General features: G+C 52.9%; 20 protein-coding genes. 6 read left to right on the forward strand and 14 right to left on the reverse strand.

Annotation, left to right across the window (positions count from 1 at the left end; translation table 11 throughout):
• Positions 1-327: 327 nt before the first annotated feature.
• The 6 genes from ABU190_RS26785 to ABU190_RS26810 all read right to left on the reverse strand — a co-directional run bounded on the left by ABU190_RS26785 (position 328) and on the right by ABU190_RS26810 (position 6,352).
• The gene (locus ABU190_RS26785; protein ID WP_039080058.1) at positions 328-1,233 is read right to left on the reverse strand and encodes an EamA family transporter; all 906 of its coding nucleotides are present in this window, start codon (positions 1,231-1,233) and stop codon (positions 328-330) included.
• A 106-nt stretch (positions 1,234-1,339) separates the two neighbouring features.
• Positions 1,340-2,719 carry a carbohydrate porin gene (locus ABU190_RS26790; protein WP_039080059.1) on the reverse strand — a complete coding sequence of 460 codons (1,380 nt, stop codon included), beginning with the start codon at positions 2,717-2,719 and terminating at the stop codon, positions 1,340-1,342.
• 266 nt (positions 2,720-2,985) lie between these two features.
• Positions 2,986-3,288: a PTS lactose/cellobiose transporter subunit IIA gene (locus ABU190_RS26795; protein WP_039080060.1), complete on the reverse strand. Its 303-nt coding sequence runs from the start codon at positions 3,286-3,288 to the stop codon at positions 2,986-2,988.
• A 6-nt stretch (positions 3,289-3,294) separates the two neighbouring features.
• Entirely contained in the window at positions 3,295-4,683 is a 1,389-nt protein-coding gene (locus ABU190_RS26800; protein ID WP_071195118.1) for a glycoside hydrolase family 1 protein, read from the reverse strand.
• A 14-nt stretch (positions 4,684-4,697) separates the two neighbouring features.
• On the reverse strand, positions 4,698-6,026 hold the full coding sequence (locus tag ABU190_RS26805) for a PTS transporter subunit EIIC (RefSeq protein ID WP_039080062.1): 1,329 nt from the start codon (positions 6,024-6,026) through the stop codon (positions 4,698-4,700).
• Positions 6,027-6,037: 11 nt separating this feature from the next.
• Complete coding sequence (locus ABU190_RS26810; protein ID WP_071195117.1) at positions 6,038-6,352, reverse strand: PTS sugar transporter subunit IIB; 315 nt, start codon at positions 6,350-6,352, stop codon at positions 6,038-6,040.
• Positions 6,353-6,646: 294 nt separating this feature from the next.
• On the opposite strand from ABU190_RS26810, the gene ABU190_RS26815 reads away from it, so the two are divergent.
• Positions 6,647-7,600, forward strand: a complete 954-nt coding sequence (locus ABU190_RS26815) for a LacI family DNA-binding transcriptional regulator (RefSeq protein ID WP_039080064.1) — start codon at positions 6,647-6,649, stop codon at positions 7,598-7,600.
• A gap of 45 nt (positions 7,601-7,645) precedes the next feature.
• Here the strand turns inward: ABU190_RS26815 and ABU190_RS26820 are convergent, their stop codons facing one another.
• The gene (locus ABU190_RS26820; RefSeq protein ID WP_039080065.1) at positions 7,646-8,188 is read right to left on the reverse strand and encodes an RNA 2'-phosphotransferase; all 543 of its coding nucleotides are present in this window, start codon (positions 8,186-8,188) and stop codon (positions 7,646-7,648) included.
• A gap of 379 nt (positions 8,189-8,567) precedes the next feature.
• Here ABU190_RS26820 and ABU190_RS26825 point away from each other — a divergent pair, with 379 nt between their 5' ends.
• Positions 8,568-9,482, forward strand: a complete 915-nt coding sequence (locus ABU190_RS26825; protein WP_354692867.1) for a LysR family transcriptional regulator — start codon at positions 8,568-8,570, stop codon at positions 9,480-9,482.
• A gap of 45 nt (positions 9,483-9,527) precedes the next feature.
• On the opposite strand, the gene ABU190_RS26830 is transcribed toward ABU190_RS26825, so the two are convergent.
• The 5 genes from ABU190_RS26830 to nfsB form a co-directional block, all read right to left on the reverse strand.
• Entirely contained in the window at positions 9,528-10,388 is an 861-nt protein-coding gene (locus ABU190_RS26830) for a fumarylacetoacetate hydrolase family protein (RefSeq protein WP_354692868.1), read from the reverse strand.
• 26 nt (positions 10,389-10,414) lie between these two features.
• A complete protein-coding gene (ttdB, locus tag ABU190_RS26835; RefSeq protein ID WP_354692875.1) occupies positions 10,415-11,026 on the reverse strand; it encodes a L(+)-tartrate dehydratase subunit beta in 612 nt (203 codons plus the stop codon).
• Positions 11,020-11,919 carry a L(+)-tartrate dehydratase subunit alpha gene (gene ttdA, locus ABU190_RS26840; protein WP_178107383.1) on the reverse strand — a complete coding sequence of 300 codons (900 nt, stop codon included), beginning with the start codon at positions 11,917-11,919 and terminating at the stop codon, positions 11,020-11,022. The genes ttdB and ttdA overlap by 7 nt, the downstream gene beginning before the upstream one ends.
• Positions 11,920-11,937: 18 nt before the next feature.
• Positions 11,938-13,233 (reverse strand): MFS transporter, encoded by a 1,296-nt coding sequence (locus ABU190_RS26845; RefSeq protein ID WP_354692869.1) that lies wholly within the window; start codon positions 13,231-13,233, stop codon positions 11,938-11,940.
• A gap of 440 nt (positions 13,234-13,673) precedes the next feature.
• Positions 13,674-14,327 (reverse strand): oxygen-insensitive NAD(P)H nitroreductase, encoded by a 654-nt coding sequence (gene nfsB / locus ABU190_RS26850; protein WP_354692870.1) that lies wholly within the window; start codon positions 14,325-14,327, stop codon positions 13,674-13,676.
• Between the two features lie 205 nt (positions 14,328-14,532).
• Here nfsB and ABU190_RS26855 point away from each other — a divergent pair, with 205 nt between their 5' ends.
• From ABU190_RS26855 to ABU190_RS26865, 3 genes are all read left to right on the forward strand, one after another.
• Entirely contained in the window at positions 14,533-15,468 is a 936-nt protein-coding gene (locus ABU190_RS26855) for a LysR family transcriptional regulator (RefSeq protein ID WP_354692871.1), read from the forward strand.
• A gap of 273 nt (positions 15,469-15,741) precedes the next feature.
• On the forward strand, positions 15,742-16,695 hold the full coding sequence (locus tag ABU190_RS26860; RefSeq protein ID WP_354692872.1) for an aldo/keto reductase: 954 nt from the start codon (positions 15,742-15,744) through the stop codon (positions 16,693-16,695).
• A 218-nt stretch (positions 16,696-16,913) separates the two neighbouring features.
• Positions 16,914-17,834, forward strand: coding sequence for a WYL domain-containing protein (locus tag ABU190_RS26865; RefSeq protein ID WP_354692873.1), 921 nt, complete (start codon positions 16,914-16,916; stop codon positions 17,832-17,834).
• Here the strand turns inward: ABU190_RS26865 and ABU190_RS26870 are convergent.
• Both ABU190_RS26870 and ABU190_RS26875 read right to left on the reverse strand, forming a co-directional pair.
• A complete protein-coding gene (locus ABU190_RS26870) occupies positions 17,791-18,186 on the reverse strand; it encodes a cupin domain-containing protein (protein ID WP_071195109.1) in 396 nt (131 codons plus the stop codon). The genes ABU190_RS26865 and ABU190_RS26870 overlap by 44 nt on opposite strands.
• Before the next feature lie 220 nt (positions 18,187-18,406).
• Positions 18,407-19,009 carry an XRE family transcriptional regulator gene (locus ABU190_RS26875; protein WP_110296003.1) on the reverse strand — a complete coding sequence of 201 codons (603 nt, stop codon included), beginning with the start codon at positions 19,007-19,009 and terminating at the stop codon, positions 18,407-18,409.
• A 44-nt stretch (positions 19,010-19,053) separates the two neighbouring features.
• On the opposite strand from ABU190_RS26875, the gene ABU190_RS26880 reads away from it, so the two are divergent.
• Positions 19,054-19,740: a B3/4 domain-containing protein gene (locus ABU190_RS26880; RefSeq protein WP_354692874.1), complete on the forward strand. Its 687-nt coding sequence runs from the start codon at positions 19,054-19,056 to the stop codon at positions 19,738-19,740.
• Positions 19,741-20,036: the final 296 nt, after the last annotated feature.

Here is a 20,036-nt window from a genome sequence, read left to right on the forward strand (position 1 = left end):
CGAGTTACTCGCCCCATCCCTGGGGCTCGCCCTTCGGGCCAACGCGTTGCGTTGTTCAAAATCGTTCCGGACGATTTTGTCCTGTCTCGACAAACCTCAGTCCGCCATCCCTGGCGGCCTGACCTTGTCATCGGGTCTTCGTCTCACCGATTTCAGCGGGGACTCAACCCCCTCGCTGTACGCCCTGCGCCAGGGGGGGACAAAGATGTCGCTATGGTTGCTATGCGGGAAAACGAGTCAGCCATGACTAAAAGGTTGAAGACGTTCACAGTATCTACCACTGCGCTAACCGTAGCCCCGGTAAGCGTCAGCGCCACCGGGGGAATGTCAGGCTGCAGCCTGCATGCGTTTGCGGGAATCCAGTGAAATCAGCAGCACCGACGACACAATCATCAGCGTACCCAGCCAGTCCGGCAGCGTAAAAGCGATACCCAACAGGGCAACCGAGAGCAGCGCGCTACTCAGCGGTTCCGCACAGCTCAGAATACTGGCGCGTGAGCCGCCAATCATCTGCGCCCCTTTCAGATACAGGCTAAAGGTCAGCGCAGTACCTACCATCACCAGATACATAAACGCCATCACCAGATTGCCGTCGATAACGAAATCGCCACCTTTATTGCCATAGAATGGCGTCAGCATTAATCCGGCGAGAAACATACTCCAGCCGACAATCGGCAGCGTGCCGTAACGGGCGATAAGTTTTGACGGATAGGTGGAATAGAGCGCGGCGGAAAACGCCGACGCGATACCCCATACCAGCGCTTCGGTGGAAATCGACAGCGATGTCATATTTCCGTGGGTCACCAGCAAGAGGGTGCCAATCAGAGAGGTTGCAATCGCCGCCGTAACAGCGAGCGTCGGCTTCGCTTTTCGTGCCAGGGCAAACCACGTCACGATGATTGTTGGCGAGAGAAATTGCAGTACCGTAGCGGTGGCGGCATTCGATTTCTCGATGGTCACCAGGAAGGTGAGCTGAACGATAAGCGCGCCAAACAGCGAAAAGAACAGCAGGCTCAGCGTGTCTTTGCGGTTTTTCACGATCGCGAAAATTTTATCGCCATGGAAAAACGACAGAATTAATAACACCGCGCCGCCAGACAGCAGGCGAACCATCGTCAACCAGGGGGCTGCGATGTGACTTTTCTCCATGATGTACTGAGCGCAAACCCCGGAACTGCCCCATAAAATGGCGGCAATCAGTACATAAAGCATCCCTTTTTTTGTGAAACCCATTTTCTACCCAGTCCTGCCATGCTGCTTTCTTATTGATGAATTTTGCATCATAGCACAGGCGTGATAGATAACCGGAGGCAGCATCCCTGCCGCCCGTGGATTTACATTAGAACCAGGCTTCCCACATTGCACCGACGTTGAAGGAGTCCAGCGTGGTGTCATCCGTACCGTTAACACGCGCGGTACGTTTGTTGTCAACTTCGCCACCGGTCACGTAGAAGCGCAGCATCGGACGGAACTCTGGCCCCATATCGATGGAGATATTCTGCGACAGGGTCGCTTTCCAGCCGTTGTTATCACCGCCTTTGTCGTAAGCCACTTTCTGCCAGCCCAGCTCAAGCCAGGTGGAATGAACGTCGTTCCACCAGTACATCGGGCGCACAATGGCGTTGTAGTTCTTACGGTTGTCAGACTTGTCTGCGCTGTTGTCGTAATCGTGGAAGGCGAGGAGATATTCCACCTGCATCTGGCGACTAAACTTGTGCAGCCCTTCGAAGCTGGCATAAATAGTCTTCAGATCATCCGTTTTGTTATAAACGCTGTTATCTGCGTTATCGGAATAACGGGCGATAACTTTGTTCACACCGCTGTCGTTGGTATGGCTTAACACCACGCCACCCTGCCAGGCTTTCAGGCGGGCGTCGCTTTCAACGGCTTTCGAGTCAAAACCGTAGTTTGCGTAAACTTCCAGATCCAGCGGGCCGACTTTCATGCCGTGGATTTTTGAGGTGACGGCGTAGTTGCCTTTGTCGCCGGTACCGGAGCCCCCGGTACAGGTAATGCGTGACGGGTTATCCCCGTTGTCTTCCACTTCCGGGTTACAGGACTGCACGGCAGCTACAGTGGCCACGTCAAACTGTACGCCACCGATATCGAAGTTTTTCACCCCGGCACCCTGGCCATCGTGGTTCATCCAGAAGTAGTCGTTGATGCCCTGTTGTGGACGCTGGTGGAAGTCACGACCTGCCCAGAAATAGGCGTTCGGGTTGGATTCCAGCAGGTTGGTCACACCGGCGTAGGCTTTTTTCAGGTTAACTTCGTCGCCCCAGTGATCGAACATCACGTTGACGTCCCAGATTGCTCCGTGCGAACTCTTAAACGCTTTGGAAAGCTGGAACTCGCCACCGTTGCCTTCATTACCCAGACGGCCAATCGCAGACGAGCCGTTATATGAACCGTCTACGCCAACGTATTTCTGATCGCCGCTCTGGTAATGGGCGCCATAACGGGCGTAACCGCTAAATTTCACGCCATAAGGAATGGCTAAGTCAGGCGTTTGCGCAGTACTTTGCGGCTCGGTAATGACATCCGCTTTTTTATCAATGGCGGCATCCATTTTTGCCTGCCGCTCGGCTAATGCTTTATCCACCGCTTTTGCCACGATGGCGTCGATTTGTTCTTGCGTAAATTCTTGTGCTATCACCGAACCAGAGCAAAGCGCAGCCGCAACCGCCAGTGCCACTGGAAGTTTATTGTTTAATTTCATAGTTATCTCAATTTATACCCTTTATATTTCAAATTGCATGGGCATTGGCTGCACGTATTCACCCGAATCACTTACATCAGTAAACTCATCGGGATTCTTTCGCCTGCCGTGTTCCTTAAACTTGAATTATTTAGGGTCTCGTTGGTTGTTTTTAAACAATAACCATCCTGTCCTGATTTGACAGAACAACATGCCAGTATCAAAACAAGCTGATTTATATTTTATAATTCAGGTACAGAGTTATATCTTCCATAATCAATGAGCTTTTAACGCTGATAAAGCTGAATAATCTCCTCTGATAATTCACGCGCCAGTAACGACGTCATTAAATGATCCTGGGCATGTACCATAATTAATGTCATGGGTTGCCGGGCTTCGCCGGCATCCTGTTCAATTAATTTGGTTTGCATTTGATGGGCCTGACGTGAATAACCATCGGCTTCACGCAGCAGTGTTTGGGCTTCCTCAAAATTGCCCGCTCTTGCGGCACGCAATGCTTCAAAGCACAGACTGCGTGACTGACCCGCGTTAACGATAATTTCCATTACCGCTTCTTCTAATGCGACCATATTTATTTACTCTTCATCAAAACCATTATTCTTCGCGGTGGCGGCAAACCATTCTCCGCTTTTCTTAACGGTACGTTTCTGGGTTTCTAAATCGAGCTGAACAAAACCGTAGCGATTTTTATATGCGTTACACCATGACCAGTTATCAATAAAGGTCCACATATGATAACCAAGGCAATTACAGCCTTCGCTAATTCCTTTATGCAGCCATTTAAGGTGATCGGCAATAAATGCAATCCGGTACTGATCGTTTATTTGCCCGTTTTCAATAAAACGCTGTTCATTCTCGACACCCATTCCATTTTCAGAAATAAAACAGCGTGGGTTGCCATAATTATCACGAAGATTAACCAAAATATCGTAAATGCCCGGCTCATAAATTTCCCAGCCGCGATAAGGGTTCATTTTTCGCCCCGGCATCTCGTAATAATCAAACAGCCATTCCGGCATAAACGGTGACTCTGGGTTAACGGCGCTGTCCCGGCATTTCACCCGCCGTGGCTGGTAATAGTTAATGCCCAGTAAGTCTATTTTCCCGTCGGCAATCAGCTCCTTATCGCCCAGATGGCACTCAGGAAGCTGATCATACTCTTTCAGCAAGGCCACCAGGTCCGCCGGGTATTCACCCCGCAGTACCGGATCGAGGAAGCTGCGGTTAAACAGCAGATCCGCATGGTGCGAAGCTTTTACATCCGCCGGGTGCTGTGAACGCGGATACGACGGCGTCAGGTTGAGCACAATGCCGATCTCACCAGGGTGACGCCCGGCGCGAAACGCCCGCACTGCGCTGGCATGAGCCAGTACCGTGTTGTACGCCACTGTGGCTGCCCGTTTGAAATCCACCACGTTCGGGTAATGGAAGTCATACAGATAACCCCCTTCAACCGGCACAATGGGTTCGTTGAAGGTAAACCAGTGCTTCACCTGATGACCAAACAGATCGAAACAGATCTGCGCGTAGCGGGTGAATGCCTCAACCACTTCGCGATTTTCCCAGCCGCCTTTCTCCTGCATCACCATCGGCATGTCGAAGTGGAACAGAGTGATAAACGGTTCGATGCCCTGTTCCACCAGTTCGTTAAGCATGGTGCTGTAAAACGCAACGGCCTGGGTATTCACCTCACCGGTACCGTCAGGAATCAGTCGGCTCCAGCTTATTGAGGTACGAAAGCTGTTGTGGTTCAGTTGTTTTAACAGGGCGATGTCTTCGCGCCAGTGCTGGTAAAAGGTGGACGTATCCTGCGGGCCCACCTGTTGATGAAAGCGCCAGGGTTGGCTGGCGTACCAGGCATCCCATGTTGTGGCGCTCTTCCCGCCCTGTAAGCTTTCCCCTTCGGTTTGTTGCGCGGAACTGGCGCTGCCCCACCAAAAGTTTTCGGGAAATGCATATTTCATTTTTCTCTCCTTGTTCAGTTACTGCCGACGGTTTCCGCCATCGGTGCGCTGTTCTGCGCTTTTTGCTCTTCGGTCTTCATCAATGAACGTTCGTAAGCACGCAGGAACGGCAGGTACATCAGTGCGGACATCACCATACAAATCACGCACATCACCACCGGACTGAATGCCCAGTTGGCTGCCCAGGATGCGCCAATCGGTGCCGGTGTTGTCCATGGCGTCAGTGAGACGACCTGCGCCAGTAAGCCCATGCGGGTTGCCGCATACGCCAGAATGGCGTTTACCAGAGGGACACAGACGAACGGGATAAACAGCATCGGGTTCATGATGATCGGTGCGCCGAACAGAATCGGTTCATTGATGTTAAAGAAGCTTGGCACAACGCCCATTTTGCCGATAGTCCGCAGGTGCGCAACGCGGCTACGCAGCAGCAAAAAGGCCAGCGGTAAGGTTGAACCCACGCCGCCGATCAGCAGGTAGTGGTCCCAGAAACCTTGCAGGTAAACGTGCGGCAATGCAGCGCCTGCGGCCAGAGCAGCCTGGTTGGCGGAGAGGTTTGCCATCCAGAAGGGGTTCATGATGCCGGTGACGATAAGCGAACCGTGGATACCGGCAAACCAGAAGATCTGGCACAGCAGCACAGAGAGCAGAATGGCAGGCAGTGAGTCTGATGCGGAGACCAGCGGTTCCAGCAGGTGCATAATCGCCTGCGGCAGGATCATGCCGGTTTGCGCTTCAATAAACAGGTTCAGCGGATGCAGCGTACCGATAATCACCAGAACCGGGATCAGGATTTCAAACGAGCGGGCAACACCGGTCGGCACCTCTTTCGGCAGGCGAATGGTGATGTTGTGCTGCTTGAGCCAGGCATAAACGCGAGCGGAGTAAATCGACGTCAGCAGTGCGGTGAAGATGCCCTGGCCGGAGAGGTACTGAGTGGAAATCTGTCCTTCATGATAGGGGGCCGCTACCAGCAGGAACGCCATAAACGCCAGCAGGCCGGTCATCACCGGGTCAAGATTAAACTGGCGGCCCAGGCTCGCGCCGATACCGACAGAAATGAAGAAGGTCATGACCCCCATGCTCAGGTTGAAAGGCAACATTAGCTGTGCGCGATATTCGGTAGAAAAATCCAGCCAGGCGCGGGCAAAACCGTTGGTCGTTTCCGGGGAGAACGGCGGGAAAATAAACACCAGCATAAACGAGCCGATGATCATGAACGGCAGCGCGGCGGTAAAGCCATCGCGGATAGCGATAACGTATTTCTGCTGTCCGAGTTTGCCCGCAAGCGGGGTAATGGACTGCTCAATGACGCCAATCATAGACTGATATAACGAACTCATGGGTTCACCTTTTAGTGCGCCGCTTCAATCAGCGACAGTGCATAGTCCAGTACTTTATCGCCACGCTGCATCCCGTAGTCCATCGGATTGATGGGCTGTACGGGGATACCGGCGGCGGCGGCCTTTTCTGACAGCGTATTTAACATATATTTCACTTGCGGTCCGAGAAGCACGACCTGGTATCGTGGAAACTGCATATCAAATTCAGCCACACCGTACGCATCGATCTCGACCGGCAAATTCCGTTGCTGCGCCTCTTCAACCATTTTCCTGACTAACAGGCTGGTAGACATACCGGCGGAGCAACACAACATAATCCTGAACATCTTGACCTTCCTCGAATGTAAAAAGTTATTGCGGGGATGATTGGATATCATACGGAAACCGGTTTCCATCTCATCGCAAAAGAAGTGTGATGGGTATCAAAGTCTCACTGATATAAGCGCTTTTTTCTGGATTCAGGTCACGGAATTTGGATGGATTCTGATAGCAATAGAGTCCAAATGGAAAATCGGTTTCCATGAAAAAAAGAAAAGGATATACTGCGAATGGTTATATTATGAACCATTGCTGTACTTGGTATTTTCAGGCGTAAATTAGTCGTCTGTCAGGGGAGAAAGATGTCTACAATCAACGATGTATCACGTTTAGCTGGGGTGTCCAAAGCCACAGTCTCACGGGTGTTGAGTGGTTCGCGCGGCGTTAAGGAAGCCAGCCGCCTTGCAGTACTGAAAGCGGTCGATGAGCTGAATTATCGGCCCAATGTTATCGCACAATCCTTACTCAGCCAGTCGACAGGCTGCATCGGTGTGATTTGCGCCCAGGACAATATCAACCAGACCACCGCATATCTTTACGCGCTGGAAAAACACCTCAGCCAAAGTCAGAAACATTTGCTGCTGCGCTTTGCCAACAGCAAAGCGGGGGTGCTGAGCGCGCTGGAAGAACTTACCTGTGGGTTGTGCGACGATGTGTTAATTATCGGCGCCCGCTTCCCGCTGAATATCAACGACGAGAATGTCATTCTGGTGGATTGTGCGGAGTCGGAAACGCCAAACAGTATCCAGTTCGACCATGCGTTCGCGGCGGAAACGGCCTGTAATTTCCTGATAAGCCAGGGAAGACGCCAGATTGCCCTCATCCACCCGGATACCAGCGGCCCGGCGGACCAGGTATTGCTCGGTTATAAGCATGCGCTGGAAAACAACTTCCTGCCGTTTAATCGCAACCTGGTCTTTATGGATGACACCTCGTCATCTGTGGCGCTGCAGGTATTGCTCAACAATGCTACTACCTTGAATTTCAACGCCCTTTTGGTTGCCGATGAGCAGGAAGCACAGCGGGTAATCCCGCAGTTGCAGGCGTTCAATAAATCCGTGCCGGGCGACATCATGGTCTTTAGCCTGGCGGGGTCACTGCATCTGCCGGGGGTTCCAAAAATCCCGGCGATTGAGTACTCCATAGACTCGATGGCGGCGCGGATTGTCGCGTGGCTCAACGAAAAAACCCAAAGCGCGCTGGGCTCTTGTGTGGTGCGCGGGGATTTAATTATTCCTGAGATGATCAAGCGTTAACGTTTAAAGAGAGCCTCCGCCCGGAGGCTTTTTTTTACGTCGGGATCACGGGCTGATAAATTCCACCGCAACCTGCCGGGTCAGCCAGACGCCATTCTCCGCCTGATAGAACGGATAACCCTGTTCAAACATGGCTAATGCGTTAATTTCCAGCACCACCGGCGTACCGTAACGCTGTCCGACCTGGATGGCCACCTCCCGATCGGCGGAGAGATGAACATATTGTCGCGACTGTGCGGTTAATCCTTCTGCAAGAATGGCGGAAAGAAAACGGCTGGCGGTGCCGTGGTACAAGATGTCCGGTGGTTTTTTTTCAGTAAAGGCGATATCGACTTTCGCCGTCGAGTGCCCCTGAACGGCACGAATACGCAGCCCGTCTTCGGAGAGGGCGAAGCGCTTTTTATCACTGCCGTCCACGACGGCCTCAATGAGTTGTTTGTCCAGTGATTGCCCCTGGCCTGCCGCGCCTGCGATCAGTGCATCAATGTTCGCCCACCCTTCGCTATCCAGTTCCAGACCAATGGCTTCAGGTTGATGGCGCAGAACGTAGCTCAGAAACTTACTGACTTCATTATGTGCTTTTTTCATTATTGTCTGCCTTAGACATCGTTTTCAGTGAGAATACCATTCAATGCTGTTTTGCAAATAATAAAATTAAACCTCGCTGAGGAAGCTCGCTTTTTGATATGTTAATGGTTGGGAAGCGAGCCTGTAGATAATTAGCCTTGCAGAAACCAATTGTTATTTAGCAGTGTCACACATTTTAAGTTATACGCTGGTGCGAATGCAGGCCGAAATATTATTATATATTCGTCATACTGCAAGTTGCATGTGCGTTGGCTTATCTCGCTCACCCCGGTCACTTACTGGAGTAGGCTCCTGGAGATTCACTGTGTTGCCGCCTTCCTGCAACTCGAATTATTAATAGTATAAGAAAAAAGAAGTAATTTACCTGTGAGGAATGTTTGTGGAACTCCATCAGCTTCGCTGTTTTATTGCTGTTGCCGACGAATTACATTTTGGCCACGCGGCACAGAAGCTGGATATACTGCCATCGGCGCTGGGTCGTTATATTAAACTTCTCGAAGAGAACCTTGGCACGCGGCTACTCACGCGCTCCACGCGTAATGTTTCGTTGACGGCACACGGCGCGCTTTTTCTGCCAGAAGCGCGGGAACTGGTTACCCGGGCGGATGACGTGCAAAAACGCTTTCAGACGCTTGCAAGGCAAAATGCCGGTACATTACGTGTAGGCGCCATCGACAGCGCGGCAATAAGTCTCATTCCCCATGTGCTGCATCACTTTCGTGAAAAGTGGCCGGGCGTGGAAATCCATTTTCTGGAAGATAAATCCTCTCGCTTGCTACCAAAGTTAAAAACCGGACGCCTGGATCTTATTTTTATTCGCCCGATGGGGGCGATGGACAGTGAATTTCAGAGCCAGTTTTTGTTTTATGAAGATGTGGTACTGGCGATTTCGCAAAATCATCCTCTGGCGCAGAAAACGGAAATCAATGTTGAGGATTTACGCGATATCTCGTTGATTGTACCGGAAAAGCGTGTCAGGCCGCATAGCTATGACTTAACCCTGAGCCTGTTTGAGCACGCCGGGTTTAAACCCCAGCTTATCCAGATTGCTGATGAAAAACAGACCATCATTAATATGGTCGCGGCGGAATTAGGTGCGGCGATTATGCCAAAATGGGTCATGCGAATGGCGGCGCTAAATATTAAATTTATCCCCATTGGTCGGGGTTACGAAAATATCCGCAATAAATTACCAATGTCTGCCGTGTGGGTAAAAGGGGCGCGGGATGAAACACGGGATAATATGATGCAAATCGTCATGGATGAATTAAAGACGATAGCCAGTTTGTATTAACGAAAAACCCGGCAAGTATGCACTGCCGGGTTTATTTCATCGCAATCAATGCGCCATGGCGTTTGACAGGGCGGTCACGCGGTTAACGAGACGACCAATCTTGCCGATTTCCACTTCAATCACGTCGCCTTCTTTCATGAATAGCGGCGGTGTGCGTTTTTTACCAACGCCACCCGGCGAACCGGTGATAATCACATCGCCAGCCTCCAGCGGGCTAAAGCGGGAGATGTATTCCACCAGGGCGGCAACCGACCTGACCATATTCTGCGTGGTGTCGTGCTGAACACGGTTGCCGTTCAGCCATGTGCTGATCGCCAGATCCTGCGGGTCGCGGATTTCGTCGCTGGTGACCAGCCACGGACCGAATGCGCCGGTCTTGCGCCAGTTTTTGCCAGACGTAAACCAGGTATATTGCATGTCGCGCACCGACCCATCCATGAAACAGCTGTAACCCGCAATATGATCTAACGCTTCTTCGCGACTTACGTTGTCGGTCGGTTTGCCGATGATCACCGCCAGCTCGCCTTCATAGTCGAACTCATTGCTGCTATCCGGTTTACAGACCACTTCGCCGTGGGCGGAGAGGGTGTCCGGGAAGCGAACAAACAGGGTTGGCGCATCGATAGTTTGTTCAAACTCGATCCGCTTTTCCATGTAGTTCATGCCCACACAGAAAATTTTGTTAGGGTTTTCGATGACTGGAAGAAAACGGATCTCGCTGGCGTGAAAATCTGCCTGCTCCGGTTTTTCTCTGGACAATTCGTCTACTGCTTTGGCGGCAATAACGGATTTCAAATCGGGATAATACGCTGACAGGCGTTTTCCCAAATCGTAAATCATTTCGCCTTCAATACAGCCCCATGTTTTTACACCGGATTTCGGATTAACAAAACTTAATAACTTCATGATAATACCTGTGCCTGGACGGCGAGTTATTTAATAAACTTAATCTGCTGATTAATCTCTTCGATAATCGGCATTTTCCTCGCATTGAAGACCTTCTTATTCTCTTCAAATAAGTTGTTGCCTTCGCAGTCGATGGAAATAATCAGCGGACCGAACTCTTTCACCTTATTGACCCATAGGGTCTCTGGCATACCGAGATCGCGCCATTGGGCGTCTTCGATTTTTTCCACGCAGGTGGCCGCCAGTACGGCGCATCCGCCGGGGAAGACTGCATGCACGGCTTTGTGGGTACGGCAACCTTCTTCGGTGTTCGGCCCCATACCTCCTTTACCAACAATCAGCTTCACACCGGTCTGCTCGATAAACTCTTTCTCGAACTTCTCCATTCTCATGCTAGTTGTCGGCCCAATGGAGACCATTTCGAACTCATTTTCGCCTTTTTCGACGACGATCGGACCCGCATGGAAAATAGCCAGACCTTTCAGATCTACCGGCAGCTCACGCTTCAGTTCAATCAGACGACGATGCGCCACGTCACGACAAGTCACCAGTGTACCGGTCAGATAGACGATGTCGCCCGGCTTAAGTGCCAGTAAATCTTCGTCTTTGATAGGGGTTGTCAGTACTTTTTTCATAATACGGCGCCTTCATGGGAAAGAATTTCGTAAGACAGGTCAGCTGCGAAACGGATCGCGCCACGACGGTGTGCCCAGCACCCGGTCGACACGGCAACGCCGATAGTGGATGGATGACGTGCGGAGGATTCGATATTGACCCCCATCACGGTCGCTTTACCGCCCAGCCCTTGTGGACCCAGACCGACTTTGTTCAGACCTTCTTCCAGCAAGACTTCCATTTTCGCCGCATCAGCGTTCGGGTGAGCGGAATCCACCGGACGCAGAATCGCTTTTTTCGATAATCGTGCCGCCGTTTCAACGGAGGTGGAGACCCCTACACCAACCAGCAGCGGCGGGCAGGCATTAACGCCGTATGAGGTGATCACGTCGAACACGAACTGATTCACGCCTTCATAACCCTGGCCTGGCATCAGAACTTTTGCTGCGCCCGGCAGGGAGCAACCGCCGCCCGCCATGTACACCTCGATGGTGCAACTGTCGTCATCCGGGATGATGTCCCAGTCCAGCCACGGCACACGAGAACCGGTGTTGGTGCCCGTGTTTTTCTCGATAAAGGTTTCAACCGCGTTATGGCGCAGTGGGGCTTTTTTGGTGGCTTCCAGCGTGGCGGTACGCAGCGCATCCTGCAGGCCGCTTAAGTACGGGAATTTTGCGCCGCAGGTGATAAAGTACTGAATCACCCCGGTGTCCTGGCAGCACGGGCGGTCTAACTCATCCGCCCGTTTCTGGTTTTCAAACATTGAGTCATAAACCGCGACAGCCAGCGGTGCATCTTCTTCTGCACGTAGAGCTTCGAGTTTTTTCATGACGTCTGTTGGCAGACGTTTACCGACATACCCGGTAAAGCGGGTCATCACATCAGTTAAAGACGACATTGCATCGGAAGTGTTCACAATTTGCTCCATTTTTCGTTAAGCCAATGAGCTTTTCATTGCCTTGCGTTTACGGCTAATTTCAATAGAAAGGGTCAGTACGGCGGAAACCACCAGCATGGCTGCAACGCAGTAGAGTGCGAGGGAGAAGTCGCCCGTGGTCTCTTTCAGCCAGCCAATGATTGCCGGGCCAGCAAAGCCACCGAGGTTGCCAATTGAGTTGATGGCGGCGAGGCCTGCTGCGGCTGCCGGGCCATTGAGGAACAGTGACGGAATACTCCACAGCGGCGGTTTGCACGATGAGATACCCACACTTGCCATCACCAGCGCGACAACCGCCAGCGGCAGGCTGTGCACAGTACCGGCCAGGATGAAGCCCAGACAGGCGAACAGGCAGGCGCCCACAACGTGCCAGGTGCGCTCTTTGGTTTTGTCAGAGTGTCTGGCCCAAAGAATCATCGCGACGATAGAAAGCGCAGCCGGAATGGCGTTGATAAAGCCAATCTGCATTGTGGTCAGGCCGAAGGATTTAATAAACTGCGGAGACCAGATGTTGAGAGAATAAAGCCCCGCGGAAGTACCGAAATAGACCACGGCCAGCGTCAGGACGCGTATATCGGTCAGCCCCTTCCAGATGCTGGTTTTCGCTTGCCCGGCTTTGCCTTTGTTCTCTTCTGCCAGAGTGTCGATCAGCCACTGACTTTCATCTTTAGACAGCCAGCGGTTTTTCTCCGGACGGTCATTCAAGTAGAAGAAGGTGAAGATGCCGAGCAGAATGGCTGCCACGGAATCCAGCATGAACATCAGCTGCCAGCCTTTCATGCCAAACGCGCCGTGCATACTGAGAATGATGCCCGCCAGTGGGGAACCGAGCATGGAGGAGATCGGCGCAGCCGCCATAAATAACGCAATAACCTGCGCCCTGCGTTTAATCGGGAACCAGGTGCTTAAATAAAGAATAATGCCAGAGAAAAAGCCCGCTTCTGCGACACCTAATAAGAAACGCAGAATATAAAAACCAGTAACGGTTTGCACAAACATCATGCAAGCAGCAATAATGCCCCAGCTCACCATAATTCGTGCTAACCAAATACGTGGACCGACTTTTTGTAAAATAACGTTCGATGGAACATCAGTTAAAAAATAGCCAATAAAAAACATGCCCGCACCCACCCCAAATACCGTGGAAGAGAATCCCAGGTCCTGGTTCATGGTGAGTGCAGCAAAGCCGATATTAATACGGTCGAAAAATGCAATAAAATAAGCAAACATCACAAATGGCACTATTCGCCACGATATTTTCTTGAGGGTAATCTGCTCTATTGATGGATTCATGTCATCGTTTCCAGCGGTAATATAATAATGGCAGGCGACGTGATGGAATAAAAAGTGACCTGCTGACGCGGGCAACTATGCGGGGAATAATGGTGGGGATCATCCAACGAAGATTGTATAAAAAATTAGAATAATCGAGATGAGAATAACAAATCCATGCATAAAGCATGGTTATGATCAATTAAATCGCAAAAAAAGGTCAATTGTTAACAAAATAAACCGGAATTAATAACTTAATTTGAACAAATTCGGAATGAAAGAAATCGTGGGGAATGTGATAAGGCTCAAATATCTGCAGTTATGATGTTTGGCTGTAAAATGCCAGGCGCCGCCGGGGAGTGTCCCGGAGGCATCACGCACGCGTACGGTCCCCTCTCCCTGAGGGAGAGGGTTAGGGTGAGGGGGAAATGCCGCAAACAGCACGCGTGCAGCATTCACCATCAAATAAAGGTAAAAATCTCTTCACGCGGCAGGCGGGATTTCGGCAATGCGGCGTTGAAATCACTTTCGCTGCGGTAACCGAGCGACACCAGCACCACGCTGGTCAACCCTTTTTCACGCAGACCCAGCGAGAGGTCCAGCGCACGTTGATCAAAACCTTCCATCGGCGTTGCGTCGATACCTAACATCGCCGCGCCCAGCAGCAGGCCGCCCAGCGCCAGATAAACCTGTTTCTCCATCCACTGCGGAATATCACGGGATTCATAGCGATGCATATCCACATAAGAACGACGGCTCTTATCCTGGCCTGCCTGCGCGCCTTCGGCGACGAAACGGCCATCTGCGCTCTCCTGCGCCAGCACCTTTTGCAGATGCTGATCATCCAGATCCGTACGCATGCAAAGTGCAATAACGTGCGAGGCATTCAGCACTTTAGGCTCGTTGTAAATAAAAGCGCCGGTGGTGGATTTTGCAATTGCGGCGCGGCCTTCGGCCGTCGATGCCACCACAAAATGCCACGGCTGGGAGTTCACCGAAGAGGGGCTGTTTTGTAGTACATTCAGCAGCGTCTCAATCTGCTCCTGCGGCAGCGTTTTACCCCCTTCAAAGGCTTTAACGGTATGGCGGGCAATCACAGCATCATCTAAAGTCATCGTCTCTCTCCGGCAGGAAAATGAAATAAATACGGGACTTGCCGCCCCGTCTGGTAGGTCGAGAATAAACACAAATAGTGACGAGATAAATCATCTCCGCTGTGCAGCACTTTCCCTCCGGGAGTGAAAATAATGTCATGGCGCTTTGCGCCTGTGGGTTTTTCTGGCAAAAAGAGGGCTGACCGTAAGCCCGGCAGGAGAAAGCATGATTCGCCTTGAAGATGTCACCTTATTTGTTCGCTCTGCTGCGCTGGGCAGTTTCTCCAGTGCGGCGCGAGAGGCGGGGCTGTTGCCGGGGCAGGTCAGCGCCGCCGTGCACCGTCTGGAGCGCGACCTCGACAAGCGCCTGTTTGCGCGCTCGACCCGCAGTCTGCGGTTGACCACTGAGGGCGAAAAATATCTGCCCTTCGCTCAGGAGATGTTGGCCGTGGTGCATGCGGGGGCGGAAAGTCTGCACAGCAGTGACAACGACATTCAGGGTGAACTGCGTGTGGCCGTGCCGTCTGATATTGGCCGCAACGTGCTCTTGCCGCTCATCACCCGGTTTTGCCAGCAGCACCCCAAAATCTCGCTGCGTCTGTCGCTTTCCGATGAAATCAGCGATGTCTTTCGCGACCCGGTGGACATTGCGATTCGCTATGGCGTGCTGGATAACAGTAGTTATGTCGCACTACCGCTGGCAGAAGACAACCGCCGCGTACTGGCCGCCTCACCGGCTTATCTGCAACAACACGGCAGACCGCAAATCCTCGACGACATTGTCAATCACCACTGCCTGCTGTTTACCATGAACAGCCACGTCTATGACAAATGGAGTTTCCCGGAAGACGGTATGCGCCGCCAGCTTATCGTTAAAAGTCGAATGCTATGCGACGATGCGGATGTTGCCCGCCGTTGGGCGCTGGAAGGGATGGGCATCATCTACAAATCGTGGATTGATATCAGCGCGGACGTTCAGGCGGGCAGGCTGGAAATACTCTTACCGCAGCACCCTGGCGAAGCGGCGCCCCTCAACCTGATTTGCCCGCACCGCAAGCAGTTCTCCCCGGCGATTCGCCAGTTGCACAGCGTGTTACGCGAGCCTCTGCGCGCGATTACTGCGTTGCTGCATACCCACCCGGCGTTTCACCCACAGCCCTGATTTGCTCATCCTGCATTTGCACACGCCCCGTCGGCCCTGAGTGGTGGGGTATGCCCTGTGCGTCTATCGTCAGACAATATTCAGCTTTCAAAAAGCCACGTTTTGCTAACCCCTGATGTAGTGATAGGCGACTATTGTTGAAGCCATACAAAAAATCAGGGATCGCGTTCAGTGAGGAATGCGGCGAAAAGGCGTATATCAGCGCCCAATGTTGTCCGGGCTGGCGACGCGAGGAGTGCCGGGTTCAGTCCGTCATCTAAAAGGTATGTGCGAATGGCTTTACGTTCATTAGGTACCACGGGTTTACAGATCCCCCGGCTGGTTTTTGGCGGTAACGTATTTGGCTGGACCGTGGATGAGAAGCAGAGTTTTAGTTTGCTGGACGCGTTGCTGGAGCGAGGCTTCACGGCAATCGACACCGCGGACGTTTACTCTGCGTGGGCGCCGGGTAACAAAGGTGGCGAATCGGAAACCATCATTGGTAAGTGGTTTGCCGCCCATCCTGGCGTGCGTGAAAAAGTGACTCTTTTTACGAAAGTCGGCGCTGATTTGGGCGCACCTGGCAAAAAAGGTCTTTCCGCACGCTGGATTGAACAGGCGGTCGAGGACTCATTGCACCGTCTGCAAACCGACTACATCGACTTGTATTTCTCACACTGGCCGGACAGCGAAACGCCGTATGACGAAACCCTGGGAGCCTACCAAAAGCTGCTTAAAGCCGGGAAAATCCGTGCGGTTGGGGCGTCAAACCTCAATGCGGAACAGTTACAGGCTTCTCTGAAGGTGGCGGATGACAACGGCTTGCCGCGCTATCAGGTACTGCAACCGGAATATAACCTGTATGACCGTGACAGTTTTGAAGGAAAACTGCAGGAGTTAACGATTCGGGAAAATATCGGTGTGGTGACCTACTACAGCCTGGCGTCGGGTTTTTTGTCGGGCAAATACCGCAGCGAACATGATCTCAGCCAGAGTCAGCGCGGGCAGGGCATCAACAAGTACCTGAATGCACGTGGCTTTGCCATTCTGGATGCGGTGGACAAGGTGGCGGAGAAACATAATGTGAAACCCGCTGAGGTAGCGCTTGCCTGGCTTATCGCTCAACCTGGTGTGACTGCGCCTATCGCCAGCGCCACAAAAATCGCCCATGTGGAGAGCTTCGTGACGGCGGTGTCGCTGGCCCTTTCCAGTGAGGATATCGCGACACTGAATAACGCCGGTCGGTAAGGCACAAAACCGGATGGTTATGCGCCATCCGGTGCGCTTTTCCCACCTAAAAATTGTAGTTTTGCATGACCTGAGACAATTTTTCCCGTTGTTCGGTTGGAGTTTTTGTCGCCCCTGCCGTTAACCCTTTTGATGAACGCCACGTATTACCGTACAAGTCCGGCAGGTGATTGCCGCCGCGTAAGCACCTTCTGACTTGTCGTTCGGGACAGGGAACAATGAAGGAAAGTCACGCAAAGAAACACGATGTGCTGATTGAGCGACTGTGCGAAATTTTCTCGGTCCTTTATCAGGGAAATACCATCGATAAAGCATGGTTATGCACGAAATTTGGCATTACGGCGCGCACCGCGTACCGGGACCTGGCACGGCTTGGCCACTTGCTGGATCAGGTCTCGCCTGGGCGCTATCGGCTGAGCACGCATCTGCTGCCGACACTCCATACCGGGCACCTGGCGGAATTTGCTGATTTCGCGGGCGTTGCGCATCTGTTCCCTCGTCGGGACGGACAGTCGCTACGTAACAGCATGAAAAACCGGGATAACATCGCTTTTCATGGCGTCAGTAGCCGGGAAAATTACACCATGGATGACCTGATAGGCCAGCTCAATCAGGCTATCGCCGCCCGGCAGGAAGTCACGTACCGCTACCGTGAAAAAAACCGCTGCGTTCAGCCGTATCGCCTGATAAACCATTATGGTTTGTGGTATCTGGCGGCAGTGGATGCGGGCACGCTCAAGGCCTTCGAACTGGCGCTGATTTCCCAGTTTGCGCCAGGGGCAAACCGCTTCACGGCCGATCCACTGGTGCTGGAGGAGCTGGAAGCAGGCTCGGGCATTCGCTTTGGCAAAAAGACAGAGGTGCAGTTACGGATTTCGGCTCATGCGGCGAAGTTCGTCAGCCGACGCCCGCTTTTTCCTGCTCAACGCCTGGTGGAACGGCACGACGATGGCGGCATGACGATTTCATGTGACATTCGCGACCCGCACACGCTGTTTCGCTGGCTGCGCTACTGGCTACCGGATGTCAGCATCCATTCGCCCGCTTCCCTGCGCGACGCGTTTAAGCAAGATTTACAGCGGCGCTACGCCGAAGCTAGCGACGATATTGTTCATCCGATACCTGTTCCAGCCAGGTAACCGGGCTGCCGTTTTGTGATTCGGCGATAGCGATATGGGTCATCGCATTGTCTGGCGTTGCGCCATGCCAGTGCTTCACATCCTGCGGGATCCAGACGATATCGCCCTGATTCATCTCCTCAATGGGTTCCCCTTCACACTGGATCCAGCCTTTGCCATGGGTGACGATCAGCGTCTGACCAAGCGGATGGGTATGCCATGCCGTGCGCGCACCCGGTTCAAAGGTGACAGTCGCGCCGCCAACGCGCGCCGGGGCATCGGTCTGGAACGGGGCGTCGAGGCGCACGCGGCCGGTAAAATAGGCCTCCGGGCCGGGTGCGGAAGGGACAGAACCACTACGGATAATTTTCATTTTCTTCTCCTGAAAAGTAAAAACCACAGGATTAAGTTTACGCAGTGCCGCCGGGATTGATTAGTCGGAGAAATCGAAAAGGACTTATGAGAGACATTCATGAATGTCTCAGGGGGGGAGCCCGGCTGTGCGGCTACAGAGTAACGGCGAGCCGGAGCGATGGAATCGAATTGCGGGTGGTGATAACCCGGCAGAATTATAATGGGGTTATAAGACTAACTCATGAATGGCGTTCACTGACCGTCATGGTAAACCACACTTCTTCATCACTGTCGTTGGCATAGGCATGGGGCGCATCGGTCCGGGCTACGGCGGAGCTGCCCTGCGTGACGGCCAGGACGGTTTCATCGACGGTGACGGTCAATATGCCTTGCTCCACATGCAGCAGTTCAAAGGTGCCAGTCGGATGGCCCGGTGAGCTAAAACGTTCGCCGGGAAACAGATGCCAGCGCCACATTTCCAGCATGTCGGGCCCACTGGTGCCTGCCAGTAAGCGGGCCGAACCGCCCTTATCCCCGTGCCAGAGTACCGGGATATCCCCGGCGTCAATCAGGTGGACGGCGGGTTTACTGGCCACATCGACAATATCCGCTACGGAAACGCCCATCGCTGCGGCGATTTTACACAGCATCGCGATGCTGGGGTTGGCCAGACATTTTTCGATCTCGACCAGCATGCCTTTGCTGACACCTGCCCGGCGGGACAGTTCGTCCAGCGATAGTTTTTGTTGCTGGCGGAACGCTTTAATTCGCACCGCCACGGCCTGGCTAACGGTCTGGAGGTCGGCACCTGAGTCGGTCGGTATATTGACTTTTTTGGTCATCGGTCACTACTATGGGATAAATTAGTCACTAAAAGGATTATCCGATGCTTTCTGTTCAGCCGTCAATCGACGCCGGTATCGCCCGCATTGCTCCGCAGTTTCGTGCGCTTAGCATGCTGGTGGAGGCCGCACCGCTAAGGCATCCTCAGGTGGGAGAAGCAGCGCTGGCGCGTGCCTGTGCAGATGTAGTGGCGGGTGACCCTGATTGGGCGCAGGCGCATCTGGATGCGTGGAGCGAGGTGTTTAAACGTTTCGGTGCGAAGCCAAAACGCACGCCATGTTCTGCCGACGCGCTGCGAAAACGGGTGTTGCGTGACGGTTCGATGGCGGCGATTGATCCGGTGGTGGATCTCTATAACGCCATCAGTTTGCGCTATGCGATTCCGGTGGGCGGCGAGAATCTTGCCGCGTATGTGGGCGCACCGAGGCTGGTTATCGCCGAAGGAACAGAGCGTTTTGACATGATGAAAGACGGACAACTGGCGGAAGAGTCGCCGGAGCCCGGTGAAGTGGTGTGGCGTGACGATCTCGGAGTGACGTGCCGCCGCTGGAACTGGCGGCAGGGGGTGCGTACCCGCCTGAGTGCGACCGACAGCCAGATGTGGTTTATCCTGGAAAGCCTGCCGGAGATGCCGATTGATGCCTTGCACGCCGCAGGCAATGAGCTGGCTGCCGGTTTGCAGGAGATGATGCCTGGCAGCATTATCCGTACGTCGCTGCTCACGGTGTGAAAGGGAATATCCCGGATGCGGCTTTGCCTTATCCGGATACGGGTTTGGTGTCCGATCGTAGAGGGGGGAGGGATCCCCACAAAAAATGCGAGCACGAACGGTTCCCTCTCCCTGAGGGCTGAGGAATCCCCACAAAAATGCGAGCACGATCGGTCCCCTCTCCTCTTTGGGGTGTACGGTCCGGAGACATGGCAGACAGGTGTTCGGAGACATGGTGAACACTTTTTAACACCCTTTACCCATGATGATCGACCTCTTTTTCAGGTCGATCATCCCCACTTTCGTGCTGTACCACC

The sequence above is a fragment of the Phytobacter sp. RSE-02 genome (assembly GCF_040578655.1).
In the GTDB taxonomy this organism is placed as follows: Bacteria; Pseudomonadota; Gammaproteobacteria; order Enterobacterales; family Enterobacteriaceae; genus Phytobacter; species Phytobacter diazotrophicus.